Raw genomic sequence first — 26,045 nt, forward strand, 5'->3', positions numbered from 1 at the left:
CTAGAGTGATCTGTGACTTGCCAGCACTTGTTTCTTGGTTACCTAACCCAATGTGAAAGCTCATCTGAAACCCCTCATTCTCATCCTGCTCATTTTCGGGGCCGTCGGGCCTTCAGCCGCCACCGAAGAACGGCCGCCCAACATCGTGGTCATCCTGGCCGACGATCTCGGCATGCGCGATATGGCGCTTTACAACGGCTGGGTCGAATTGCCGCGCATTGAAACCATGGCGGAACAAGGCATGACTTTCACCGATTTTCACGCCAACTCCTCGGTTTGCAGCCCCACCCGGGCCGCCCTTCTCACCGGTCGCTACCAGCAGCGGGTGGGAATCGTCGATGTCATCGTCGGCTCGAGGGAGCCCGACTCCGGGCTATCACCGGAGCTCCCCACCCTCGCGAAAACCTTTCAGCAAAACGGTTACGCCACGGCCCTCTTCGGCAAGTGGCATCTGGGCTTTCAGGATGAATACAACCCGACCCACCACGGCTTCGACGAATTCATCGGCTTACTCAACGGCGCGGGCGATTTCCATGTTGAAGAGGACTGGCGGAACGGGCTGGAACCCATGACTCTGCGAAGCTACGCCACCGATCGGATCACGAGTGACAGCGTCGATTTCATCAAGCGCCACCAGAACGAGCCCTTCTTTCTCTACGTGTCCCACCAAACACCGCACAACCCCTACCAGACGCGCGCCGACACACCGGAAAACCGTAAAAAAGGATGGCGACAAAACCGCGTCAGCGACGAGAACCGTCCGCGCTACAAGGAAATGCTTAAGGACCTGGACGACAGCATTGGAGCGATTCTCGATCAGCTGAGAGCATGCGGCTTGGCCGGAAAAACCCTCGTTTTCTTCTGGTCCGACAATGGTGACGTGGGCATGAGCCCGGTCGACCGCCGACTCCGCGGCACCAAATTCGGCCAATACGAAGGTGGGCACCGCGTCCCGGCGGTGGCCTGGTGGCCGGGAATGATTCCTGCCGGCACCGAATCGGACGCCCTCCTCCTCGGCTTCGACCTCTACCCCACTTTTACCGAAATCGCCGGGGTCAGTGAAGACAACCCCGACAATCTGGACGGCATTAGCTTTGCCGACCATCTTCTGGATCAGGCCCCGGTGCCAAGCCGCGATATCTTTTTCGGCTACGAACCCAAGCTCGGCACGGCCATGCGCCGCGGGGATTGGAAGATGATTTTAAAAGACGGCAAGGTGCAGCTCTACAATCTGGAAAAGGACCTGAAGGAAACAAGCAACGTGGCCGACAAATATCCCGAGGTGGTCGAGTCCATGCGCGCCGCGATCGAGCAGTTCAAAGCAACGGTCGTACCGGGCTCATGAACCGCGAGGCGACAATCCTTTTCCTTTCCAACCGACACTAAAACGTATTTCCCAATTTATCGATTCGTTGCCGTGACGACATGACAACGATCCCTTCGACCCCCATACAAAAGCGACAGGAGTGTCGCTTCTACGACTCCCTCGCCCCAGCCTATTCAAATAATCTTCTGGAAAAACACAGCCAGAGCCTAAATAACACCGACTATGTTGATCCGATTGCTCACCCTTCTACTTGCCGCCCAAGCCTGCCTGTCAGCCGCAGATAGGGCACGTCCCAACATCCTCTGGCTTTACTCCGACGATCACGCTTACCAGGCAATCGGTGCTTACGGTGGACGCTTCGGCGATCTCGACCTGACGCCGAACATCGACCGCATCGCCGACGAGGGGGTGCGCTTTGACCGGGCCTACGTGGGCAACTCCATCTGCGCCCCGGCCCGGGCGACCCTGCTGACCGGTAAGCACAGCCACCGAAACGGGAAGTTCGACAACTACACCGGGTTCAACCACGACCAGCAGCAGTTTCAAAAGATCCTCCAAAAGCATGGCTACCAGACCGCCATGGTCGGAAAGATCCACCTGAAGGGACAAATGCAGGGCTTCGATTACTGGGAAGTGCTTCCCGGCCAGGGCCGCTACTGGGAGCCCATCTTTATCACCGAGGAGGGCAAAACCGTTTACCAGGGGGAGCACTCCACCGATGTCATCACCCGAAACGCGATCAATTGGCTGGAAAACAAGCGCGACAAGGACAAGCCCTTCATGGCCATGGTCCATTATAAAGCACCCCACCGCAGCTGGCAACCGACCACCCGCTGGAAGGAACGTTTCAAGGCCAAGATCTTTCCCGAACCGGCTACCCTCTTCGACGACTATAAGGGTCGAGGCTATGCCGCCCACCATCAGGACATGACGATCCTTCATACTATGGAAATGGGCCGCGATGTGAAGGCCAAACAACCGGAAAGAGCCGCCGAGCTGGCCCTGATCGACAAGAACGACCCCCGCGCCCTAACCAAGCTAAAATACCAATGGTATATGCGCGACTACCTGGCTTGCATCGCCGGGGTAGATGAGAACATCGGCAAGCTGCTCGACTACCTTGAAGAGTCGGGCCTGGCTGAGAACACCATCGTGATGTACAGCGCCGACCAAGGCTTCTATCTGGGCGAGCACGGTTGGTTCGATAAGCGCTTCATGTATGAGGAGTCCTACCGCGCCCCCCTCGTCGCAAAATGGCCGGGCGTGACCAAGCCCGGGACGATCAACGAGGACCTCGTGCAAAATATTGACTACGCTGAAACCTTTCTCGATATCGCCGGTGTCGAGGCGCCGGACGACATGCAGGGCGAGAGCATTGTCCCCCTGCTGAAAGGGGAAACACCCGGCGACTGGCGAAAGAGCCTCTACTACCACTACTACGAGTTCCCCGCCTACTGGCATGCCGTGCGGCGCCATGAGGGGGTCTCCACCGACCGCTACAAATTGATCCGCTTCTACGGCAACGATGTTCCCAACGGCGAAGAGTGGGAGTTTTACGACCTGGAGGCCGACCCCAACGAGTTGACCAATGTCTACGGGCAAGCGGCCTACGAAACGGAAGTCGCGGCACTGAAGGAAGAACTGCTGCGCCTCCGCGAGCAATATCAAGTGCCGGACGACGTCGGCGGCCTTCCGGTCAAGCCGTTGAAGTAGACGTTCTTGCGTAGCGGCGGGCTCTAATAAGCAGATCCCGAGCGCCATAGCAGAACGGACTCCTCCTGTGGCGCGCCCGCTCGCCGGGCGGCGTTGCGGCATCGAGACTATGATTGCTATTTCAAACTGAGTTGGGCGTCCGGCAAGCGGACACGCCACCTTGCACCCGAGCCATTGACTATTCTGACGTTGTTCTTTCCCACAAAATTATCTTTATAACACAAATGAACCCAAGCTCCCCCATCACCCGCCGCCGCTTTATTAGCGATTCCAGTAAAACGGCGGCAGCCGCCGCCCTCGCGACTGGCATTGCCCCGTCGATCCTCAGAGCTGCCGCCCCGGCCTCCGAATCCAACCCCGTTAAAGTCGCTCAGATCGGGATCGGCACCCGCGGCATGAATCTGGTGCGGGTGGCGGGCAGCAAGCCGACCTGCAAGGTGGTCGCGGTCTGCGATGTCTATAAACCACACGCCGACCGTGGACTTGAGCTCTGCAACAATCCGGAGGCTGTGGCCTACACCGACTACAAGGACATGCTCAACGACCCGGCCATCGAGGCCGTCATCATTGCGACGCCGGACCACTGGCACGAGAAGATGCTCCTCGACTGCGTCGCCGCCGGCAAGGACGTCTACTGTGAAAAGGGCTGGACCACCTCCGTCGAGGCGGCCAAGCGCATGCGCAAGGCGGTCAAGGACGCGGGAGCCGTCATGCAACTCGGCCATCAGGGCCGCCAGCTCGCCGCGGCGGATGTGGCCCACGACATGATCGCCTCAGGCGAAATCGGCGACGTGACCCTGGTCAACTGCGGCCGCTTCTTCAACGGCACCGAGGAAGCCCCGCCCTGGCGCTGGTATGGCCACTACTCGGTCAAAGAACCCGAATTGGAGCCCAGGGAAGTCCTCAAGCTCCTTGACTGGGAGAAATGGCTGGGCGACGCCCCGAATATCGACTTCAACGAACGCCACTTCTGGCACTGGCGCTGCTACTGGCCCTACGGCACCGGCCAGTGCGGCGACCTGCTCTCCCACGAGATGGACCATGTGCAGACCGTGCTTCGCTACGGCATCCCGGACACCTGCACCACCAACGCCCACCTTTGCCACTGGAAGGACGACCGCGAGGTGCCGGATAACTGGACCAGTTCCTACGTTTTCGAAGAGAAGGACTGCGTGGTCACCTACGAGGGTTGCATGAACTCCCGCCGGGCCCAAACCCCCGAATACATCGGGCGTGACGGACGCATCATCTTCAACAATATCGGACAAAGCGCCAACATCTTCGAACGCTTCGGGGACGAGCAGGCTTACCAGATCTCACGCCGTCCCCAACCGCAGCCCGAGCAGCTCTTCGTCCCGGGCAAGGAACACCGCCGCCCCGACCACATGCAGGACTTCCTCAACTGCGTCCGCACCCGCGAGAAGCCCCGCTGCGACGAGGATCAGGCCTTCATCGAGACAGCCGTCCTCATGATGGCGTTGGAATCCTACCGCCAGAAGCGGCAGGTGCGATGGGATAAGGTGAAAGAAGCGATAGTTTAATAAATCTTAGCTCCAAGACACTTGCGACGCTTTAAATAGATCAATAAACGACCATTACCACGAGCTTCTGCCTTAAGATATATACTTGATATTCGGCTAACTTTTGGCAAAAATTTTATGTGATAATATCCTACCTATTATGAAGCTTTATTCTACTATTGTTCTTGCCAGCGCATTGGCTGGGTTCACGTGCAGCATCAACGCAGAACTAGTCGCCTATTTCCCAATCGATTCCACTACGGACACATCAACCTTCATCGACGACGTTATCGATGATGCAACTCACGCAATCTCCGATGGGACAGGGAATAACAACACTGGATCAATCGTTTTCGATTCGACCCGAGGAGGCGACGTCATTTCCACAGTTCAAGGCCATCGCTACTCAGCTGGGACGCAGGATATCGATCTGACCGAGGGATTCACTTGGTCTTTTTGGTTCAAATCGCCCAGCTTAGACTTTCACGACAGTGACTCTAGTAACGGAGATACTATCATCGGAACACGGAGCGATAGCGGACAAACTTGGCACAAGGTCCAGCCTAAATCAGTCGAGAGATGGTCATCCTTTGGGGGCTATAGTGTTGATACCGGCAACTGGCACCACGTCGCCTACACGGGGGCGGGAACTGGCGCATCAGCAACTTTCAACTTATGGGTAGACGGTGTAAATGTTGCTACCGATACTGGCGCAACTTTTGACAGCCTAGCTACTTACAATAATAACTTCGAAATTGGCGGATCTGGAAAATTTTCTGAGGACGTTCAGGGTTTGATTGATGATATTGCTGTGTGGAATGAAGTTTTGAGTGACCAGCGAATTATCGACCTATCCAATGGTGCGGCAGTCGTACCTGAACCCTCCACTCTTGCCCTTATCGGGCTCGCTAGTCTGGCACTTTTTATCCGACGCCTTCGCGCCTAAACGCAAGAAAACAATTTTTACGAAGCGCCGGGCTCGTAAGACGCGGCGCTTTTTTGTGTCAGGACACCAGATTGTAACTCGCTGATAGCCAGGGAGACGAAGGTCATCGGAACGCGTCACACAACGGCTATCGCCGATGTGCTACCAGATACCGAGATTTTGGCCGATCTGATGAAGTGGTGGACCGCGACGGGGCAGCAAGTGCCTTTCCTGACCAACAGAGATACGGCTTCTCAACGAAGCCGAGACATCTGCAAGCGGAGTCGCCACGGCCCCCTTCTTCCTACTTTTTCACTTTCCACCTTCCGACCTTCCCACTTTACACCTTCCCACCCATCAGCTTTGCTGATGCCCATGTCCGACTACAAAAGCGTTCAGGAGCTCAAATCGATTGATCCCGGGATGGCGGCGCCTTTCCGGGGCATTTACATTCTGAAGCGCAAGGAGACGCGGACGGCCAAGAACGGAAATCCTTTCCTAAAGGTCGAACTGGGGGATGCGGGTGGCAGCTTCAGTGCCAATGCCTTTGGGGATTCCGCCGTCTTCGAAGCCCTCGATCCCGCAGCTGAGGGCTGCATTGTACGGATCAGCGGGAAAACGGATTACTACAACGACATGTTTTCGCCCAAGCTTTCGGCCGCCGAAGTCATCGAGGCCACCGAGGCGGAGGCCGAAGGCATGCTGGGCGCACTGGTCGAAGTGCCGCCGGAATCGGAGGAGGAACTCTGGGATCATCTGGTGGAGGGCATCGCCGCGATCGAGCATCCGCAACTCAAGGAGACGGTACAGCGGGTGATCGACGATACCGAAACCGCTTTCCGCACCGCGCCGGCCGCCATCAGCATGCACCACGCCTATCGCCACGGGCTGCTCGAGCACACCGTGCACATGCTGCGCGCCTGCCGCGCCCTGCTACCCCTCTATCCTCAAGTGGATGCCGATCTGGCCATCGCCGGCATCATCCTGCACGACATCGGCAAGCTGGAGGAATACGAAGGCGATTTTTCCGCCAAGACCAGCCGGATTGGGACACTACACGGCCACGTGGTCCTCGGTTTCCGGACCGCCCGCAAGGCGGCCCTGCAATCCCACCTCAACACCGATCTAACCGAGCGCTTGGAGCACATCATCCTCAGCCACCAGGGCGAAAAGGAATGGGGGGCCGCCGCTATGGCCGCCACGCCGGAAGCGGTCTTTGTTTCCATGGTCGACAACCTCGACGCCAAGATGGGCATGGTGCAGCGCGTGCTCCGCAACGCCAACGAGGGCGATGAATTTTCCGAGCGTCTTATGGGCCTACAAACGCGGGTCTTGTTGACGCCACCGGATAAGAGCTGATGGATTCGCAGGGATAAGATCATGCCATTATCTCGCATCACGAGCACCTTTTCCTTTTCGAGCAAATCAGGAGATTTGCGATCCCGGGAACGCAGATCTCCAGACCTGCATCACTCAATTTTAATGATTCGTATTTTCCTCTTCGCACTGCTTACCCCCTGCCTCTACGGCACAACCCTGACCGACACACAGGGCCGCAGCATTGAGGTGGACATACTTGAAGTCAGTGACGACTCGGTGAAAGTACGCCGCTCGGACGGTTATGTTTTCAACATCCCCTTTTCCAGCCTGAGTACAGAAAGCAAAGGCAAGCTAAAGCAAAGTTCAGAGTCCGAGCCAACCAATGAAACGTACGACTTCGAATCGCTCAATCAATTGCTGGAGCTCAAGCTCTGGAAGGACACCAACCTCTGGGACGACCCCGTCGATCAAGTAGCGAAAAGGCTCGGCTGGCCGCGCGAATCGAAAACCGGAACCCAATCCAGCTACCGCATTTATTTTCGGAGGGAGAACTCGATCGCCGGAGCCAGGCCCTACACGGCGGTGCTCTATGGTCGTGAAGGCAAAGTGGACTATCTCTCCGTCATGTTTGCCAACAAGGGCGACTCCGTTCCACCCGGCTCGGTTGAAGATATGGATGAAGCTTTCGAAAAGGTGAACGATGCCATCGATGCCGACCTTGAATCGATAAGTGCACGATTTGATACTTTGGGAGAATCACAAAATGAAATCGGCGGGATCAGCCGTGGCATGAAAGAACGGGCCGTGCGCTGGGATACCGGCAATAACAGCTTCTGGCTGGCCGCCGTGGAGAACGAATACATCGCGCTGCGCATTATGCCACCCGAGTTGGCCGACACCTGGGGCCGACCGGAATACCAGAGTGACGAAACCGTGAGACAGGCCGCTGCGGCCAACGTAAAGGAAAACAAGTTTGGCGATGTCCTGATTCAGAATATCCCAATGGTCAACCAGGGCCCGAAAGGCTATTGCGTGCCGGCTACTATCGAGCGATGCCTCCGTTACATGGGCATTCGCGCGGACATGTATACCTTGGCCATGGCTGGTAGTACGACGATCGGTGGCGGCACACGGCTCAGCGATATTATTGAAGGCACTTCCTCCTACGTACGGCGAAGTAGTCGTAAAATGGAAACCATTTCCGATGATGTCAGCATCAAGACCGTCAGTGAGTACATCGACCAGGGACAACCTCTGATGTGGACGATGTATTCCACAAATGCCTACAATCGAATTGCCAACAGCATCACCAAACAACGCAGGGGCGCGACCGACTATAAAGAATGGAGAAAAACACTTCGCGATATTCTGAGAGATGCCCCCGACCTTTTACCGGACCGAACACAAGGCCATCTCTGCATGATCGTCGGTTACAACAAGAATACCGACGAGATTGCAGTCAGTGACTCCTGGGGACCGAGGTATGAGCTACGTTGGATCACCGCCGAGCAGGCGGACATGGTTTCACAGGGAAGCTTTTACATTATCGATTTTTAAAGGGCCTTATACCGAATCGCGCTAACTTAAGGTAATTTAACGTAGTCACAGTGCTTTAGCCCTGTGACTACGAAAAGGCTTGCGATACCGTTTGTACTTGCGGGCAGACGACTAAAGGGGCTGCGTTTTAACTACGCCCGCTCAAGAGCAGACTGCCTACGAAGGCGAACTGTCTTCTACATAATAGTCCATAAGTTAGCAGCATTCGACCTTGTACCTGTTTGCAAAAGTTTTGATCCTTTTGGAAACAGATTTTTGTAGCGAACTCGCGCCAGCAAGGTCGAGGGTTGTATCTGAATGCCCATCGTCGGCACTCCGCCTTCGCTCAACGAGGCTTCCGTCTTCACCGGGTTACGCCGGACAAGACGGCGTGACATGTGCCTGCCATCGCTACAGTCGATAAGAATCAAATCTTTTTAAATCGGTATTTTACCAGTGCGTGACTTTTTTTCTGATAGCAGAAGGCATGTCGCATGTTCAAACACCCCGCTTTAACAAGCGAACCTACTATCGCAGCTTTTTGAAATAGGTACGGCTCGCCGCATTCACGCGCGGAGCGAGACGAAGCGTGGATGCCATCGTCGGTATGGCCATGACCGCATACATCCCGAAAACGAGACCGCTGACGGTTTTGAATGATGCGATCGACCCGACAAAAATAAGCGCAAAGTAGAACCACATCCACCAGTGCTGACGTTCCGCTCCGGCCAGAAAGCCGAAACACTTACAACCGTAGTAACCGAAACTGATCATCGTACTCACGCTGAGGAAGAAAACCATGAACAATAGGAGCACACTGCCACTCCCGCCGGGCAGCCCTGTGTCAAAAGCAGCAGCGGTCAGACTGACACCAACCGCTCTGTCCACGGGCTCGAGCGCCCCGGTGACAAGGATTACCAATGCGGTGCAGGTACAGACAAGCAAGGTATCGATAGCGGGCCCCATCATCGCGACCAGCCCCTCGCGGACCGGCTCGTCCGTTTTGGCAGCGCCGTGAGCCAAAGCTTCGGTGCCGATACCGGCCTCGTTGGAGAAAGCACCGCGACTCACGCCTTGCATGATAACAGTACCCAGCGCCCCACCGGCAATGGATTGGCCGCTAAAGGCATTGGCAAAGATCGCCTCAAAAGCGGGCAGGATTTGATCGGCATGGCTCAACAGGATGTAGGCACATAGCCCGAAGTAGAAAACCACCATTGCCGGAACGAAACGGGCCGTGACCTGCCCCACGCGCCGGATATCACCCAACACCACAATGGCGACCATAAGCATAATGATGCTACCGATGATTCCCTTATGCATTGTGGTCAGGCCTCCGTCGAAGGCGGACTCACCGATCAGCTGAACGAGTTGGTTGGCCTGAAAAACGGGGAGGGTTCCGAACAAAGCCGCTACGGCGAAAAGCACCGCCAGAGGACGCCAGTGCGGGCCCAGCGCTTCACGAATCACATACATTGGACCGCCCTGGAGGTGCCCTTTTGAATCACGACCCCGATACATCACCGCGAGCGTGCAGGTGTAAAACTTGGTAGCGATCCCTACCATGGCGGTCACCCACATCCAGAAGATCGCTCCGGGTCCGCCTGCTGAAAGCGCAGCCGCTACACCCGCAACATTGCCCAAACCCAAGGTACCGGAGAGTGCCGTGGACAGTGCCTGAAAGTGTGGGATATCCCCGGCATCATCGCTGTCGTCAAACTTCCCGCGAACGATGTCGACCGCATGTTTAAAGTGCAGATAAGGACGAAAGCGCGAATAGATAGCAAGGAACAGCCCGCCGCCGACCAGAAGAACGATCAGTGCCGGGCCCCACATAAAGGCTTCGAAGGCCTTGAGAGCGGTTTCCAGATTGGTCGCTAATTGATCCATCGGTGGTGAATCGACCGACAATCATGAACGGATGCAATCACGAACCAATGCAACGTAGGGGTTTGCCTTCGGAAGGCCCGCGAACGGTCGGCGACACAACGCCTCTTCAGAGCGCTCCACCAGTCTTACAAAGTCGCGATTCAATGTTCGATGTTGGCGGTTCAATGTTCGACGCTCACTTGATCCAGATCTGTTTGGCGTTGGTAAACTCACGTATGCCATGTGGGCCCAGTTCACGGCCCATACCTGAACGCTTGATCCCACCACTGGGCAGACGCGGATCGGTTTTTACGATACCGTTGACCGAGACCTGACCGGCTTGCAGCTCATTGGCGAAATGCAGCGCCTGCTTCTCATCTGCCGTCCAGATAGCGGCGCCAAGACCGTATTCGGTTTGATTGGCTAATTCGAGTGCGGCTTCAGCGTTCTCCGCTTTCACCGCCACCATCACCGGGCCGAATGTTTCCTCATTGAAGACGCACATATTCGGCGTCACTCCGGCAAGCAAGGTGCAGGGATAAAAGTAGCCTGGGCCTTCCGGCAGCTCGCCGCCGAGCAGGCAGTCTGCCCCCTCCTCGACTGTTTGCGTGACCTGACGGTGGAGGTTTTCACGAAGGTCTTCACGGGCAATCGGGCCGAGATCGGTATCCTCTTTTGTGGGATCACCTACCTTCAACTTGGCCAGGCGCTCCTTAAGCATACCGACAAATTTGTCATAAACCGGCGCTTCAATAATGATTCGTTTCGCCGCGATACAGGACTGGCCTGCATTGATGATCCGGGACAGGGTCGCAATATCGGCCGCAGCCTCCAGATCGGCATCGGCCAGAACCACGAAAGGGTCGGAGCCACCCAGTTCGAGCACCGAGTGCTTGACTTCACTGGCCGCGGTCGAAGCCACGATAGCACCCGCTTTACTGGAACCGGTAAAGGAAACCGCCTGTACACCGGGGTGGCGAATGGCCTGCTCCGCCAGCTCGGTCGGGATTGGCAGATTGCGGATAATGTTGGCCGGAGCACCGGCTTCGATGAATGCTTTTTCCAGTGCAGCCGCGCAGGCCGGGACATGGGGGTCATGCTTCATGGCAACCGTGTTGCCCGCCATTAGCGCCGGCACGATACCACGCATCGCGACCCAGACCGGTGCGTTCCAGGGAAAGATGCAGAGGACGGCACCCAGCGGCTGATAACTGACATAGCTTTTGGAGGCATCGCTGGCGATGACCTCATCCTTGAGATAGTCGGCAGCGTGTTCGGCATAGTGCTCGGCACACCAGGCACCCTTTTCAACTTCGGGTCCGGCCTCTTTGACGGGCTTGCCCATTTCTTCCGTCATGAGGGTCCCGATTGTTTCTTTTTGCTCTCTTAGCTTGGCGGCCACCGAGTGGAGCACTTTCGCTCGCTCGGCGATACTCGTCTTACGCCACGTATCCGCAGCGGCGGTAACCGCATCGAGCGTTTCCTTTAGCCCCTGTTCATCGAGTGATTCAACTTCATGTGCCTGCTTCCCCGTAGCGGGGTTTACTGATACTAACATACTTCGGTTCCTTTGACTGTGAGTGATTGTTCTTCTTCAACATCACGGTGTTCCGCCTCAGGCGGAGGGTTATCCTTGTCGTGAGCATTAACCTTGAGCTCGTGCACGCCGTTGGCTCGCGCATCTTTCTTCACCACAAAATCCTTATCCAGAGTGAAGAAGGATTCACACCCATTTTCCGTGATGTAAATGGTATCGGAAATACCGCAGGTCTTGTCGCCGTCCACGCCCCACATCCAGGGAATCACATGGAAGGTCATGCCCTCGCGCATGACATAAGCATCGCCCTGCTTCAGACTGATAATGTAGCCTTCATCCCAACTTGGCGGGAAGGCAATGCCGATAGAATAACCGGAACGCGTAATCAGGGACGCCCCGACCTCGTTACTGGAAATGACGCCGCGAATTAAATTATCCGCATCGGAAACCGTCATGCCCGGCTGTATGGTTTCGTGGAGTAGTTGAAGGGCCGACTTCATGCACTCCTGTGCCTTATACATCGAATCCGTAAGTTCACCGAGCACAATTGTACGCATCATCGCCGTGTGGTAGCGACGGTAGCAGCCACCCACCTCAAGAAAGACGTGCTCGCCCTCCTGAACGGTGCGGCCCTCCCAAGTGGCATGACCTATCATGGTGCGGGGTCCTGAAGTCACATAAGGCATCACCGCCGGGAACTCGCCCCCCGCGTTAAACATCGCCGCGCTGATGGCGGCGCCGATTTCATTTTCCGTCGCCCCGGCGGCACTGGCTTCGATCCCTGCCTTCATCCCCTCTTCCGTGGCGATGGCCGACTTCTTCATAATCGCGATCTCGGCGGGCGACTTACGCACACGACCGGACTCGACGATGCCGAAGCAATCGAGCAATCGCCCATTGGTCAGTGTAGTACGGATCCGATCCTGCTGGTAGGCTGGAAAAAAATAACTGTTCCGTTCGTATCCGATTCGCTTATCGGCAAGTCCGAACTCACGCAGGGCATCAACCAGCATCTGAATCGCGTCTCCAGTATCTGGATACGGCCGTGTCAACTCCACCCACGTGCGCGCGTGCACATTCGACTCCTCCATCTTACGCGTAATCATGAAAGGCTCTTCATCGAGCGGCACTACCAGCGCCTGGAAGAAGGAGTAACCGGTCGTCTGATAATCGGTCAAATACATCAGATTTTCCGGGTCGCTCACGATCACCGCGTCAAGGTGACGGCTCACCATGCATTTGCGCAGGTGGGCGATCCGTTCCTGGTATTCCTCAAAGGGAAAGGTCATGTCTTCTCGTGCTTTCATGCGGCTTGTAATACCTCCTCTGCTGCTTGGGTGATAATTTTGAGCCCCTGTTCCAACTGGTCATCGGGAATCGTAAGTGGCGGGATAAGTTTAAGGACACGTCCGCCCGTGCCACACGGGCAGATGAGCACTCCGGCGTCGAAGCACTTATGGACGACTTCCTTGACCAGGGCACCGTCTCCAAGATCAAGCCCGGCGATCATGCCTTTGCCACGCACCTGTACACCCGGGTGCTTTTCCAACGGAGCCAGGGCCTCGAAGATTTTGGCCGACTTTGCTTTGACCTCATCCATGAGAGATTCGTCCTTGAAGTAATCCAGTGCCTCGGTGCCGGCCACAAAGGAGAGGCTCTGACCACGGAAGGTACCGGTGTGTTCGCCGGGCTTCCAGCGATTATCGTGCTCCGGTTTGACCAGGTTCATGGCGATGGGTGTCCCCAGGCCGCCGAGGCCTTTCGCCAAACAAATAATATCAGGATCCAGATCCATGCCGTCGAAGCTGAAGAAGGACCCGGTCCGGCCCATGCCGGCCTGGATGTCATCAAAAATCACCAGGGCACCGATCTCTTTGGCCAGCTTCTGCAGACCGTGCAGCCATTCCTTCGAAGCCACGTTGACCCCGCCCTCGGCTTGAATCGGTTCGACAAGGAAAGCGGCCGGTGCGGCAACACCGCTGGAAGTATCGGCATACTGCGCCCGCAAGCGCTCCAACCCTTCCATGCCACAACCGCGGGTGCAGCCCAGGCAAACCGGCTCGCATCCATAGGGATAGTGGCGCACGTGCTGCAGCGGCACCCCGGAAGCGTTGCGGAAGACACTGTTCGCCGTGCAGGCCAGCGCGCCGAGAGTCATCCCGTGAAAACCGTGCTGGAATGCGACAATTTCGTTACGCCCCGTCACCCGGCGGGCCAGCTTGATCGCGGCCTCGACGGCGTTGGTGCCGGTTGGCCCCATGAACTGCATCTTGTGCGGCATGCCCCGCGGCTCCAACACCCGCTCGGTGAACCGCTCCATAAAGCTCCGCTTAACCGTGGTCTCCAAATCAAGGCTGTGGGTCACTCCGTCCGCTTCGAGGTGTGCGATCACCGCTTTCTTCATCGCCGGATTGTTGTGCCCGAAGTTGAGAACGCCGGCGCCGGCAAAGAAGTCGATATAGTCTTTACCCGTTTCGTCGCTGATAATCGCGTTGCGCGATTTTTCAAAAACGACGGGATACAGCCTACTGTAAGCGCGGATTTCGGATTCTCTCTCTTCGAATATACTCATATTTTTGTCCTGTTTGTTTATGGGTTTGTTCGGAGTGGCGGGGTAACACCGGCCAGCCGACTGTAAAGCTGCACGACCGGCTCGATCAAGCGGTCGTTGAAATCGTAATGTGTATTGTGGAGGTTTTGCCGATGGTCCGGCCCATCGTCCGCCCCGATCAGGGCAAAGGCACCGGGAATCTCCCTCAGATAGTCGCTAAAGTCCTCGGACGCCATGGCGGGGAGCGGGAACTCGTAATCGAAAGCGTCGGCCCCGTGGTCCGCGCTCCAAGCCTCGCGGATGCGGTTCGCCGGCTCCGCATGATTTATCGTCGCTTCATAGCGTGGGCGGTGCACCACTTCACATTGCACACCGTAGGCCTGCGCGGTTTTTGTCGCGACTTCGTCGATCGCGCCGTTCAGCAAGGCACGGGTGGCTGCATCCGGAACACGGATACTCCCTCCCAGGACGGCACGGTCGGGAATGATGGTGGGGGCACTCTTCGCTTCGATGGAGGTGACGCTCAGCACCGCCGGCTTCTGAGGCGGAAGCCGGCGACTGACAACCTGCTGTAAATTCACATGGATGGCCGAAGCGGCCAGCACCGGGTCGGCACAAAGCTCGGGTTGGCTCGCGTGTCCGCCGCGCCCCGTCACCGTAATCTCGAAAGTCCCGTTTCCGCACATGATCAGGCCGTCCGGACACACGATTTTCCCAAAGGAAATCGCTGGCCAGTTGTGCCAGCCGTAAATGCAATCAATCCCGTCCAGGGCTCCCTCGCGGATTAGCGCGGCCGCACCGTGTCCCCCCTCTTCCGCAGGCTGGAAAAGCAGGGTGACCGGCCCCGCAAGCTCGGACTCAAATTGCTTCAGCCAGGCTCCCGTCGCCCAAAGAGCAGCCGTGTGGCCGTCATGACCACAGGCATGCATGCACCCCTCGACATCGGAAGCATAGTCGAGACCGGTTTTTTCACGAATCGGCAACCCGTCGATATCGCCGCGAAGGGCAATATGGGTGCCGCCCGCATCCGGTGCGAGCGTAGCCAGCGTGCCTGTCCCCGCGACTGAGCGCCAGGAAATCCCCAGCGAATCGAGCTCAGCACGAATCACCGCCGAGGTTTTGTGCTCGTTCCAGCCCAACTCAGGATGGGTGTGGAGACGGTGGCGCAAAGTCCGGGCCGCGTTCAAAACAGAGTCCCAAGTGTTTAGGGAGGTAAGCACAAAAACACCCTAGCAGCGCGCGGGCCAATTGCAAAGGAAACCGTTGCTTGAGGCAAAGGATGCAGTTTTTTTTACAGTCGATTGAAAGGCCCGACCGGAGGGGCCCGTTTGTGGATGCCTCGGCTTCACGGAGAAGCCGCCCGACAGCTTTTGGTACCGTAGGATATTTTGGGACTGCGCAACCGCAGGGGACCCATCGCCTGAACGGCGCCTGCGCGCGTAGGCGAAGCCCCGGGGCACGGCCAACCGGCACGCCTTTCCGCCTAGCCCTCCTGCTTGATCGGCTTCAGGCTCGGAAAGAGAATGGTGTCCCGAATACTCTCGGCGCCCGTGAGCAGGATAATCAGGCGGTCGATACCGAGGCCCATCCCGCCGGCGGGAGGCATGCCGTGCTCCAGAGCGTTGAGAAAGTCGGTATCCATGTCCTGTACTTCCTCGCCGACCTGCTCCTCAAACATCTTGCGCTGGATGATCGGGTCGTTCTGCTCGGAGTAGGCCGGAGCAATCTCCTGGCCGTTGATGCAGAGTTCGAAGACGTCAATCGTAGTCTCGTCATCCTGCGTAATCTTGGCCAGCGGACAGAGTTCCCTCGGAATATGGGTCACGAAAGTCGGCTGGATCAGCGTCGGCTCGATAATCTTCTCGAACACATTATTCGTGATTTCGTAGTCCTCGAGATCGCCGTCGACTTCGATATTCAGGGCACGGGCCTTTTCCAACTTGGTCCCGCGGTCGTGACTGAACCAATCCGGGTCACCGGTCGCCTCCAGGACGAGGTCCTTGTACTTCGCCTCGCGCCACTCGCCGCCGAGCTGGATCACGGTGCCGTCGGGGCGCTCGATTTCGAGCGAGCCGATGACCTTTTCCGCCACATGCTGGATGAGCCCCTGGGTGATCTCCATCATGCCGCGGTAATCCGAGTAGGCCTGATAGAGTTCCAGCATGGTAAATTCAGGATTGTGCCGACGGGAAAGCCCCTCGTTTCGGAAGACCCGCCCGATCTCAAACACGCGGTCCTCGCCCCCCACAAGCAGTCGCTTCAGGTAGAGCTCGAGGGCGATTCGCATGTAAAAATCGCAATCCAGCGCATTGAAATGCGTGATAAAAGGACGGGCGGCCGCGCCCCCGGCCACGCCCTGCAGGACCGGCGTCTCCACTTCGGTGAAATCCCGGGCCCAGAGGTATTCCCGCATGGCACGAATCACGTCGGCCCGCTGCTTGAAACGCTTGCGCGAGTCCTGGTTCATGATCAGGTCAAGGTAGCGCTGGCGGTAGATTTTATCGTCGTTTTTCAGGCCGGACCATTTCTCCGGAAGCGGACGCAATGACTTGGAAACCAGCGTGTAGCTCTCCGCACGCACCGTGATTTCACCGGTCTTGGTTTTGAAAAGCCGCCCCTCGACGCCGATGATGTCGCCGAGATCAAGCTTCTTTTTGAAGTAAGTGTTGTATTCGCCCTCGGGCAATTCATCGCGGGTCACGTAGCATTGAATTTGGCCGTCGCGGTCCTGCAGCTTGATGAAGCTGGCCTTGCCCATGACGCGGAAGACCACGATCCGGCCGGCCACTTTGACGCGAGGCTGCTCCTCGTCGGGCGCATCTTCCTTGTAAAGTGCCATCGCCTCCTCGGACGTGTGGCTCTGCTCGCAATTGGACGCGAAGGGATTGCGCCCATCCGCGCATAGCTCCTGCAGTTTTTGCAGTCGCACGGCATAGAGGTCGTGCGAGTTATCCGGCTGTGTGTTCTGGTCAGTCATAACGAAACGGGCGAAAATGCGGGGCCGCGGGGAAATGGCAAATGGAAATTGGCATTGGAACCTGAGGCTTTAGGGCCAATCTAGCCTTGAAATGAATTGGATCGAAATTACCGCGCTCTGCATCTGCATGCTCATCTTCCTGGCCGGTCTGGTGACCTCGCTGCTGCCCGTCGTCCCGGGCAATTTCGTCGTCTGGGCGGGAGTAATTGTGCACAAGCTCTGGCTGGGCGATGCCTCGGTGAGCTGGAAAATTGTGCTGATCACCGGTGTACTGACCCTGATCGGACAGACCGGTGATCTGGTACTTGGGCTTTGGGGCGCCAAGAAATTCGGGGCCTCATGGAAAGGAGCGCTCGGAGCCCTACTCGGGGCCTGTATTGGATTCTTTCTGCCCCCACCCCTACTTTGGCTGGTGATCGGCCCCATCATCGGAGCGGTCGCGGGCGAAATTTATGCCGGCCGCACCTGGCAGGATGGTAGTCGTGCCGGGATCGGTACCATCGTGGGCGGGGCCATCGCCTTTGCGGTCAAGTTTGGCCTCAGTGTTTGTGTCGTGGGAATTTTCTTTCTTGGGCTTTTCTTTTAGGTGAATTCATGTTCATCTAGTATTTTGACTCATGATTGGCCTGATTGAACATGCGGGGACACCGCCGGAAACCGGCTATTTGCAGCGTTGCGTTCAGTCGATTTTTGAGAAAGGCGGCTACCTGCAAGACAAGCTCGGGCTCGACCACCGGCCCGAGCAGGCACAGATGGCCACGGCGGTCGCCCGGTCCCTGGAGACGGATCATCCCCTGCTTTTTGAAGCCGGCACCGGCGTGGGAAAAAGCCTCGCCTACCTGATTCCCGGCCTGATGCACTCGGTCAACAGTGAACGCCCCTTCATCGTTTCCAGCCATACCATCAGTCTTCAAGAGCAGATTCGGAACAAAGATCTCAAAATTTGCCGTCAACTATTTGAGGCCGTCCCCGAATTGCGGCGCTACGCGAGCTTCACCACCGCAATGATGCTGGGCAAGGGCAACTACTGCTGCACCACACGCCTGAGCAACGCGCTGAAAGAAGCCAAGTCAGCCCAGACGGAAATGTTTCCCGCGGAGGAGCGCGCCGACCTCACACGTATCGCCACCTGGTCGGCGACCAGCAAAAGCGGCCTGCTTCAGGAACTCGCCCCCTCCCCCCATCCCGACGTCTGGGATGCGATCAATGCGGACAGCTCCACTTGCTCCCGCAAGAATTGCGATTCGGGAGTCTGTTTCTACCAGCGGGCCCGCAAGCAACTGCTCAGTGCCAACTGCGTCATCGTCAATCACAGCCTCCTCTTCTCCCTGATCAACGCCGGCATGGGGCCGGAGGGCGAGGCGCGGGGAATCCTTCTGGCCGATGATTTTGTCGTGCTCGACGAGGCTCATCGGGTGCCCGCCATCGCGACCGACCACTTCGGACTGCACATCAGTTCCTATGCCATGGACCGTGTACTGAAACGCATCTACAACCCGCGCACCAACCGTGGCATCCTCCGCAAGCTGGGTGAGAAGTGGGACCACGACGCGGTCGATAATGCTCTCGCCGCCGCCGGGGAATTCTTCGCTTATCTGGGCGACAGCTTTCTCAGCAAAAAATCCGTGCAGCGCATCCACGAGGGCGGCTTCACGGAGAACCTGCTTTCCGGTCCGCTGAAGGAAGTGGCGGAACGTCTCGGCGCCATCACTCAGAAGATCGACGACGAGCGCATGCAAGACGAACTCCGCGACCATCGACGGCGCATCCTCGGGTATCGGGACGGAATCAACGGCTTTGTCGAATTTGCGGAGAAGGACCACGTGCAGTGGTTGGAGCGCAGCGGCAAGAAAGGACAAATCGTCACGCTTCGGAGCGCCCCGCTCGATGTGGCCCCCTACCTGCGCGAGGCCATTTTCAGCCGGGGTACCGCCGCGGTCATGACCAGCGCCACCCTCTCCGACGGTCGAAGGCTGGACGCCTTTCAGGAAAAGACCGGTGCCCAGGCCGCCGACGCCAAAATGGTGACTTCCCCCTTCGACTACGAGGCCAACTGCCAGATTTATATTTCGACCGACGCCCCGCAACCGGACCCCGGCCAGGGTCGGCTCGACCTCGACTACCTGGCCAATATGATCAGCTGGTGCGTGCGCGACGAACCCGGCGGCAGCCTTGTGCTCTTTACCAGTTACTTTGACCTGCGCAAGGTCTCCGAGCGCTGCGAGGGTTTCCTGAGGAAAATCAAAAGGCCGCTCTTTGCCCAGGGGACCGGGCAGGCCCGTACGGAGCTGACCCGGCGCTTCGCGGAGGCCGGCAACGGTGTCCTCTTCGGCACCGACAGCTTCTGGACCGGAGTCGACGTGCCCGGCCCCGCACTTTCCCAGGTCATTATCGCCCGGCTCCCCTTCGAAAACCCCGGCCATCCCGTCAGCGAGGCGCGCAGCGAACACATCCGCGCCCAGGGCGGCAACCCCTTCGCCGAAATGACGGTGCCGGACGCCTTGGTCAAATTCCGCCAGGGGATCGGTCGGCTCATCCGCCGTCATGAAGACAAAGGCCGCATCGTGATTCTCGATTCGCGAATTTTAAAAAAGACTTACGGCCCCCGCTTTCTCGATGCTTTACCGGTCAAAAACTACCGGCGATTTGACCGGGGCAATCGCAGTGAAGTGTTGTCCGGCTAGAGGGCAAAGCGCCTTCTCACAAACGCCCGGGATCCGTTCCATTCAAAGCTGGTGCCATTGCGCCAGAGAACCGGTCTTCACGCTTACTTTTCTACCTCGAAAAAAAATGTGCGAACCGTCCAGCACATTTGAAACCGAACCAAACAAACCTGCACACTTTCGGACAACTCCTGAAATAATTGCTACTAGCTAAATGCGATGAAACAGGTATTGTAAAGAGTTCTAATAGTACAAACTTCCACAGTAATTACATCTAATGCTGTTTTCTATGAAAAATAAACTGCGCCTACGCGCTCTTACCCCCTGCAAGCTCGGCTTGATCCTCGCGCTTGCCTCACAATCTACATTGAGCGCCGAAGTCGTATTCTCTGAAAGCTTCGAAAGTCCGGTGGTCGACGGCTTTGACGACAAAACCGTCCCTGGGAACGGGAACTGGGTCGGCGCAACCGATGGACACGGCTCCACGAATCGCGGGCTCTACAACGAGTCTGTCGAATGGCCCAACACACCGCCCTTCACCACACCTTACGGCGATCAAGCTTATTATTTGAATTACACAAACTCGGCTCTGACTACGGCTCAAGGTGCAATTTCCGAGGTGCTTACTGCAGACACAAGCTACACGGTGACTTTCAATGCAGCGGTTGTGGAGGGAGATACTTCAGGCAATTACACTTACCGACTCGAACTGGTTGCCTTCGACGCTGAACACGACGATACCGAACGTGAAAAGGTCAACAGTGGTAATGGTGTCGGCACTGTCCTCGCGACCGCAAGCGGAACTGTAACGTCAACCGATATGTCGAAGGAAGTTTCGATCACATTCACCCCCGACGGCGAACACCCTTCACTGAGTAAGGAAATTGGCCTGCGACTCGTCAAAGCGACCGGTGAAGTACTCTATGACAATATTCGCCTGATCGTCGGTCACGATTACGATCCCAGTCCCGCTGACGGTGAGGACCTCGACGCCGGCGGGAACGTTACGCTCAGTTGGACAAATAACCCACCTGAGGCTCCGGCCACCGAGACTTACGTCGACATCCTGTTCAGCAGCGTCCCGGACGACCCGGGATCGCTGACCCTGGAAGTTGACGGCGAAATCAGTACTTCCACCGTGGTCAACGCCCCCGCTGCCGGCACTTACTATTGGCGCATCGATTCATATCCGGATGGCGACCCCGAAGGCACGCCAGTCTCCAGCAAATTATATTCCTTCACCATCGCCGACACGGACGGCGACGGCTTTCCGGATGACTATGAAAGTGAACATTCCGGCACAGGCACTGGTCTAAATACTGGAGATGACCTGGATAGTGACGGCTTGGACAACTGGCAGGAGTATCAGTACAACACTGATCCCAATGTTGCGGATACCGATGGTGATAACTTGACTGATGGCGATGAAATCAACGGAACCGCTGGTAATCGACCGCCCACAAATCCGCTCGAAGCCGATACCGACGATGACGGTCTAAGTGACGGAGTGGAGAGCAATAGCGGGACTTGGGGCAGCTCCTCGGACACCGGCACCGACCCGACCAAACCGGACACGGACGAAGACGGCATCATTGATGGCCGCGAGACCAACACAGGAGTCCTAGTCGACCGCTTCAACACCGGCACTGACCCACATGTTGCAGATACCGACGGCGACTCGGTCGGCGACTACTACGAAGTCAATGCCAGCTTCACCAACCCTTTCGACAGCACGGATCGCCCCATATTCAACTATCCGCTCTCAGATCCGGACGCCACCTCCGATGCCATCTCCGACGGGCCGGTCAAGGTCTACATCATGGCCGGCCAGTCCAATATGGTGGGCATCGGCTACACGAACGGAATTAACGCGCCCGGTTCGCTCGACAATATCACCAAGTTTGCCCACCGCTTTCCAAACCTAGTCGACGCCTCCAACAACTATACTGTCCGAAACGATGTTTACTACCGGGGTGTCGTAACTTCCATCGGCGATGGGCCGCTCACCGAAGGGATTCAAGAAAATAACCGTGTGGGTGTCGAGTTGGGCTTCGGCCACATCATGGGAGAGTATCACGACGAACCCGTGTTACTGCTCAAAGCCTCACAAGGTAACCGCAGTCTGGGTTGGGATTTCCTCCCACCGGGGAGCACCCAATACACGATTGATGGCACCACATATGCAGGCTACGGTGAATCCCCACAGAGTTGGGACGTTGCTACACCGGATCCCCAAAAGACCTGGTATGCGGGCAAGCAGTACGACGAATGCTTCCGAAACGAAGCGGATATGGGACGCCTGGAATCCTGGGAGGATAACTTCGATTACACGATCGAGGATAGAAACAAAGCGGGCGAACTTCTTGGATACAAGGGTGGCTACATTCTCAAACATAATGGTGAGATGTATGTCAGCACATTGGAAGACGTGCATATCTCCGACCCAAGCACCGAACCGGGTGTGGGCGAGAACTGGCAAGCAAACTGGGAGGTTTTCGAAATCGAAAATGCCTACGACGTACTGGCCGACTTTGAGAACCAATATCAACATATCTGGGGTAACCGAGGCTATGAAATAGCCGGTTTCGTCTGGTGGCAGGGTCACAAGGACGGTGGCGAGAAGGGGACGGATTCGAGTAACCCCGAAGTTTACGCAACCAAGTATGAGGAGAACATGAGCGACTTAATCGACGCCCTACGCGCCGAATTCAATGCCCCTAACGCACCGTTCGTCGTTGCGACTGTGGGCTTTGGTGGCGGCGGTTGGGCCCCCGGCAGCAGTGGCGACCTCATCTGGAATGCCCAAATGGCCGTCGGTGACCCAAACCAGCATCCTGAGTATAGCGGCACCGTTGCATCGGTGGACACCACACCCTACTGGCGCGGGCTCGACGAGTCTCCCGGCTCGCAGGGCTTCCACTACAACAACAATGCCGAGACCTATACGCTGGTCGGCGACGCGATGGGTCGGGCAATGGTTAATTTGCTCGAGACCGATACGCCACCCTTCCCGAATCCGATGACCTTTCAGATTGAGCCATCAGCGGTCGATGCGAACACAGTGGGCATGGTGGCAACCGCAGCCGAAGCGACCACACTGAGTGGCGAAGTGGAGTATTATTTTGAGGAAACTTCCGGAAACTCAGAGGGAAATGACAGCGGTTGGCAAAGCAGCACGAGTTATACGGATTATGGCCTTACTAGCGGACTGACCTACAGCTACCGGGTCAAGTCACGTGATACTAGCAACGGATTAGAGAGTGAATGGTCAGACGCAGTCGCAGTCACCGCCCAAATCGACGAAGCTGCACCGAATCCGGATCCGATGAGCTTCGAAACACTTCCCACAACCCTGGGAGAAAACTCGATCACCATGACGGCAACCACCGCCTTGGATATCAACGGACCCGTCGAGTATTTCTTCGAGTGTACCAACGATGCTGGGCAGAGCAGTTCATGGCAGACGAGCGCGACCTACACACCCACGAACTTGAGCGACAGCACGCAGTACACCTTCACTGTGAAAGCCCGCGACAGCCAGGGGAACGAGACCGCTGCCTCCGGTTCCGAATCGGCGACCACCGACTCGCCGGACACGACCCCGCCGGACCCGGATCCGATGAGCTTCGCCTCCCAGCCAACTGCGCTGGGCGAAAATTCCATCACCATGACCGCCACGACGGCCATGGACGACAGCCAGGTACAGTACTACTTCGAATGTACCAACGAAGCGGAATTCAGCAGTGGCTGGCAGGATGATACGACCTACGTCGCCACCGGCCTGACTCCGGGCACAGAGTACACCTTCAGGGTCCGCGCGCAGGACAAAAGCCCCGCGCAAAATACCACCGCAAATTCCGAGGCCGCTTCGGCCACGACGGATGCACCGGATGAGACCGCGCCGACTGTTAATACGTTCGATCCGTCAGATGGATCCAACGGCATTCCGATTGACTCCGATTTAGTGATCACCTTCGACGAAGAAGTCACCATCGGCACTGGGCTGATAACCATCAAAAACCTCACCGATGGATCTCAATCCACGATTGATGTAGCGGACGGCTCCCAGATTTCGTTGAACGGCAGCGTACTGACAATCAATCCGACTTCCAATCTACTTCAAAGTAAGGATTACGCCATCCAGATTGCGGCGACTGTGATCGATGATCTGGTCGATAACAGCTTTGCAGGCATATCGGATGACACGACATGGAATTTCACCACGGAGGATCCGCCCCCCGACGGCTTGGTTTTCTCTGATGATTTTGAAACCCCCGCGGTTGCTCCTGGCTACAACACGGCCAATACCAGCAAACAAATAAATAGCACGAAATGGGTTCGGTCCAGTGAAGGCTACGGCGGCGACCGGAGCGGTATTGTGAATGAGGCTGAAAATGAGCCTGCGTTCTTTACCGACCCAACCGGCGAGCAAGCCTGGGCCGGACGTTACAGCTCCAACACCGGGGTCACCACCGCCTATCAACAGATTGGAACCCTCGCCACGGGCCAAACCATCACCGTGACCTTTGACGCCGTCATCGACGGAGAAAATGGCGGATCGGACATCGATGCTTATCTCGTTGTTTTTGATGGGGATGAAAGCACTCGTCGCGACCAAGTTCAGAGTGCCATGAACGGAACCTTCGGTTCGCTAAAGAGATATACCGACACAGCCGGAGCCAGCTACGCCAACTTCAGCTTCAGCTACACCGTGGGTGATCCTGTCCATGATAATAATGGAGACGTTGGCACAGGAGATGGAACCACGGCCTGGGACACTTCTTTACTCGGCAAAGATATCGCCCTGCGCTTCAAACACACGGATGATGCCATTATCGATAATGTGGAGATCACCATTACAACGAACGATAGCGATACCACGCCACCGACGACCTCGACCCTGAGCCCAACCGACGGAGCAACAAATGTCCCCATCGGGGCCAACCTTGTCGTAACCTTCGATGAAGATGTTGCGGTAGCGAGTGGCCTGATCACGCTCAAGAACCTGACCGATTCCACAGCAAGCACGATCGACATTATCGACGGCACCCAAATCTCGATCTCCGGGCCCACCGTCACCATCAATCCGACGAGTAACCTTTTGAAAGGGAAAGACTACGCCGTCCAAATCGCAGGCACCGCCATCGAGGATACTTCCGGGAACGCCTTTGCCGGGATCAGTGATGACAGCACCTGGAGCTTCCGCACGGTCGCACCCGACTTCTCCGAGTGGATTTCGGGCTACAATGTCGGCAACCAAAATGGTCCGGATCAGGATGCGGATGGAGACGGGCTTTCCAATGCGGCCGAGAACTATTTCGGCACCGATCCGAGCACCTACAGTGCCGGCCTGTCCGCGGCGCAATTCAATAGCGGCAGCGAGGCCTCCTTCGAGTTCCAGCATCCGATGAACAACAGCCCGGCCAACGATTTGACGGCGACTTACATGTGGACATCGGATCTCCGTAACGCATTCCTAAGTGACGGAGTCGAAGATGACAGCGGAACGACCGTCACATTTGATCAAGGAACGCCTGCCGGTGGTGTCGTCAACGTGACCGCCAACATTACGGGAACGCAAACGAAGCAAATCTTCGTCACTGTTGATGTCAGCCAGGATCCGTAAATAGAACCTTGTCCTGCCACCGAAAGCTCGGAATTTACAAAAGGGAGAACCTCTACGGGTTCTCCCTTTTTTGGAGATGTGACTCACTGACGAATACATTACTTTACAGACAAAGATGAGTGCTTGGCCTTTCCGGAAATGTCCGCTTTATCGATACCTCCGCCTCCTTCAATCTTCTCTCCGCCCCTGAACAAGTGGAGACCACCTTCGATCCGGGAAACCGTACAGCACCTCGTCAAAATCAACCATGGTCGCACCGTCTTCCTCGTTCGCAAGGAGCGCTGCAAACCAAAAATGGAAACCGTCGAGCGTGTCTTCCTTGAAGAACTGGAAGGCCACGGGATCAAAAGCGGGGCCCACCATTTGCCCCACGGGGAAGAGAGACCGAAAGCAAAAGACGACAAAGGCCAGGTTCGTACCGGGTGTGACGGTTAAGCCAGCGACCGAAATGTCGCCAACTTGAAAACTATTAGCCAAAATA

Annotated in this window: 16 protein-coding genes; 10 read left to right on the forward strand and 6 right to left on the reverse strand. The window is 56.8% G+C overall.

Features of this window, described 5'->3' with window-relative positions; genetic code table 11:
• The first annotated feature begins 52 nt into the window (after positions 1–52).
• From DDZ13_RS11840 to DDZ13_RS11865, 6 genes are all read left to right on the forward strand, one after another.
• Positions 53–1,345 (forward strand): sulfatase-like hydrolase/transferase, encoded by a 1,293-nt coding sequence (locus DDZ13_RS11840; RefSeq protein WP_110131670.1) that lies wholly within the window; start codon positions 53–55, stop codon positions 1,343–1,345.
• 204 nt (positions 1,346–1,549) lie between these two features.
• Positions 1,550–3,040: a sulfatase family protein gene (locus DDZ13_RS11845; RefSeq protein WP_110131671.1), complete on the forward strand. Its 1,491-nt coding sequence runs from the start codon at positions 1,550–1,552 to the stop codon at positions 3,038–3,040.
• Between the two features lie 224 nt (positions 3,041–3,264).
• A complete protein-coding gene (locus DDZ13_RS11850; RefSeq protein ID WP_110131672.1) occupies positions 3,265–4,581 on the forward strand; it encodes a Gfo/Idh/MocA family protein in 1,317 nt (438 codons plus the stop codon).
• A gap of 103 nt (positions 4,582–4,684) precedes the next feature.
• Entirely contained in the window at positions 4,685–5,506 is an 822-nt protein-coding gene (locus tag DDZ13_RS11855) for a LamG-like jellyroll fold domain-containing protein (RefSeq protein ID WP_233246152.1), read from the forward strand.
• Positions 5,507–5,860: 354 nt separating this feature from the next.
• Positions 5,861–6,844 (forward strand): 3'-5' exoribonuclease YhaM family protein, encoded by a 984-nt coding sequence (locus DDZ13_RS11860; RefSeq protein ID WP_110131674.1) that lies wholly within the window; start codon positions 5,861–5,863, stop codon positions 6,842–6,844.
• A gap of 123 nt (positions 6,845–6,967) precedes the next feature.
• A complete protein-coding gene (locus DDZ13_RS11865) occupies positions 6,968–8,362 on the forward strand; it encodes a C39 family peptidase (RefSeq protein WP_158279908.1) in 1,395 nt (464 codons plus the stop codon).
• A 507-nt stretch (positions 8,363–8,869) separates the two neighbouring features.
• Here DDZ13_RS11865 and DDZ13_RS11870 read toward each other — a convergent pair.
• From DDZ13_RS11870 to lysS, 6 genes are all read right to left on the reverse strand, one after another.
• Complete coding sequence (locus DDZ13_RS11870; protein ID WP_199221115.1) at positions 8,870–10,231, reverse strand: alanine/glycine:cation symporter family protein; 1,362 nt, start codon at positions 10,229–10,231, stop codon at positions 8,870–8,872.
• Between the two features lie 175 nt (positions 10,232–10,406).
• A complete protein-coding gene (locus tag DDZ13_RS11875; RefSeq protein ID WP_110131676.1) occupies positions 10,407–11,768 on the reverse strand; it encodes an NAD-dependent succinate-semialdehyde dehydrogenase in 1,362 nt (453 codons plus the stop codon).
• A complete protein-coding gene (gene doeA / locus DDZ13_RS11880) occupies positions 11,762–13,054 on the reverse strand; it encodes an ectoine hydrolase (RefSeq protein WP_110131677.1) in 1,293 nt (430 codons plus the stop codon). Before doeA ends, DDZ13_RS11875 begins: the two co-directional genes overlap by 7 nt.
• A complete protein-coding gene (locus DDZ13_RS11885) occupies positions 13,051–14,319 on the reverse strand; it encodes an aspartate aminotransferase family protein (protein ID WP_110131678.1) in 1,269 nt (422 codons plus the stop codon). The genes doeA and DDZ13_RS11885 overlap by 4 nt, the downstream gene beginning before the upstream one ends.
• A 17-nt stretch (positions 14,320–14,336) precedes the next feature.
• Positions 14,337–15,518, reverse strand: a complete 1,182-nt coding sequence (doeB2, locus tag DDZ13_RS11890; protein WP_110131679.1) for a N(2)-acetyl-L-2,4-diaminobutanoate deacetylase DoeB2 — start codon at positions 15,516–15,518, stop codon at positions 14,337–14,339.
• Between the two features lie 263 nt (positions 15,519–15,781).
• Positions 15,782–17,275 carry a lysine--tRNA ligase gene (gene lysS / locus DDZ13_RS11895; RefSeq protein ID WP_110131680.1) on the reverse strand — a complete coding sequence of 498 codons (1,494 nt, stop codon included), beginning with the start codon at positions 17,273–17,275 and terminating at the stop codon, positions 15,782–15,784.
• Between the two features lie 91 nt (positions 17,276–17,366).
• Here lysS and DDZ13_RS11900 point away from each other — a divergent pair, with 91 nt between their 5' ends.
• The 4 genes from DDZ13_RS11900 (at position 17,367) to DDZ13_RS15355 (ending at position 25,999) form a co-directional block, all read left to right on the forward strand.
• A complete protein-coding gene (locus DDZ13_RS11900) occupies positions 17,367–17,861 on the forward strand; it encodes a DUF456 domain-containing protein (RefSeq protein WP_110131681.1) in 495 nt (164 codons plus the stop codon).
• Positions 17,862–17,892: 31 nt separating this feature from the next.
• Positions 17,893–19,959 carry an ATP-dependent DNA helicase gene (locus DDZ13_RS11905; protein WP_110131682.1) on the forward strand — a complete coding sequence of 689 codons (2,067 nt, stop codon included), beginning with the start codon at positions 17,893–17,895 and terminating at the stop codon, positions 19,957–19,959.
• A gap of 268 nt (positions 19,960–20,227) precedes the next feature.
• Positions 20,228–25,564 (forward strand): Ig-like domain-containing protein, encoded by a 5,337-nt coding sequence (locus tag DDZ13_RS11910; RefSeq protein ID WP_158279909.1) that lies wholly within the window; start codon positions 20,228–20,230, stop codon positions 25,562–25,564.
• A gap of 138 nt (positions 25,565–25,702) precedes the next feature.
• The gene (locus DDZ13_RS15355) at positions 25,703–25,999 is read left to right on the forward strand and encodes a hypothetical protein (RefSeq protein ID WP_146209358.1); all 297 of its coding nucleotides are present in this window, start codon (positions 25,703–25,705) and stop codon (positions 25,997–25,999) included.
• Positions 26,000–26,045 lie beyond the last annotated feature (46 nt).

The sequence above is a fragment of the Coraliomargarita sinensis genome, assembly GCF_003185655.1.
In the GTDB taxonomy this organism is placed as follows: domain Bacteria; phylum Verrucomicrobiota; class Verrucomicrobiia; order Opitutales; family Coraliomargaritaceae; genus Coraliomargarita_B; species Coraliomargarita_B sinensis.

Excerpts from the sequence above, each read along its gene's own strand:
- DDZ13_RS11845 (WP_110131671.1), top strand. The coding sequence starts at position 1,550 with ATGTTGATCCGATTGCTCACCCTTCTACTTGCCGCCCAAGCCTGCCTG.
- DDZ13_RS11850 (WP_110131672.1), top strand. The coding sequence starts at position 3,265 with ATGAACCCAAGCTCCCCCATCACCCGCCGCCGCTTTATTAGCGATTCC.
- DDZ13_RS11860 (WP_110131674.1), top strand. The coding sequence starts at position 5,861 with ATGTCCGACTACAAAAGCGTTCAGGAGCTCAAATCGATTGATCCCGGG.
- DDZ13_RS11865 (WP_158279908.1), top strand. The coding sequence starts at position 6,968 with ATGATTCGTATTTTCCTCTTCGCACTGCTTACCCCCTGCCTCTACGGC.
- DDZ13_RS11870 (WP_199221115.1), bottom strand. The coding sequence starts at position 10,231 with ATGGATCAATTAGCGACCAATCTGGAAACCGCTCTCAAGGCCTTCGAA.
- DDZ13_RS11875 (WP_110131676.1), bottom strand. The coding sequence starts at position 11,768 with ATGTTAGTATCAGTAAACCCCGCTACGGGGAAGCAGGCACATGAAGTT.
- doeA (WP_110131677.1), bottom strand. The coding sequence starts at position 13,054 with ATGAAAGCACGAGAAGACATGACCTTTCCCTTTGAGGAATACCAGGAA.
- DDZ13_RS11885 (WP_110131678.1), bottom strand. The coding sequence starts at position 14,319 with ATGAGTATATTCGAAGAGAGAGAATCCGAAATCCGCGCTTACAGTAGG.
- lysS (WP_110131680.1), bottom strand. The coding sequence starts at position 17,275 with ATGACTGACCAGAACACACAGCCGGATAACTCGCACGACCTCTATGCC.
- DDZ13_RS11900 (WP_110131681.1), top strand. The coding sequence starts at position 17,367 with ATGAATTGGATCGAAATTACCGCGCTCTGCATCTGCATGCTCATCTTC.
- DDZ13_RS11905 (WP_110131682.1), top strand. The coding sequence starts at position 17,893 with ATGATTGGCCTGATTGAACATGCGGGGACACCGCCGGAAACCGGCTAT.
- DDZ13_RS11910 (WP_158279909.1), top strand. The coding sequence starts at position 20,228 with ATGAAAAATAAACTGCGCCTACGCGCTCTTACCCCCTGCAAGCTCGGC.
- DDZ13_RS15355 (WP_146209358.1), top strand. The coding sequence starts at position 25,703 with ATGTCCGCTTTATCGATACCTCCGCCTCCTTCAATCTTCTCTCCGCCC.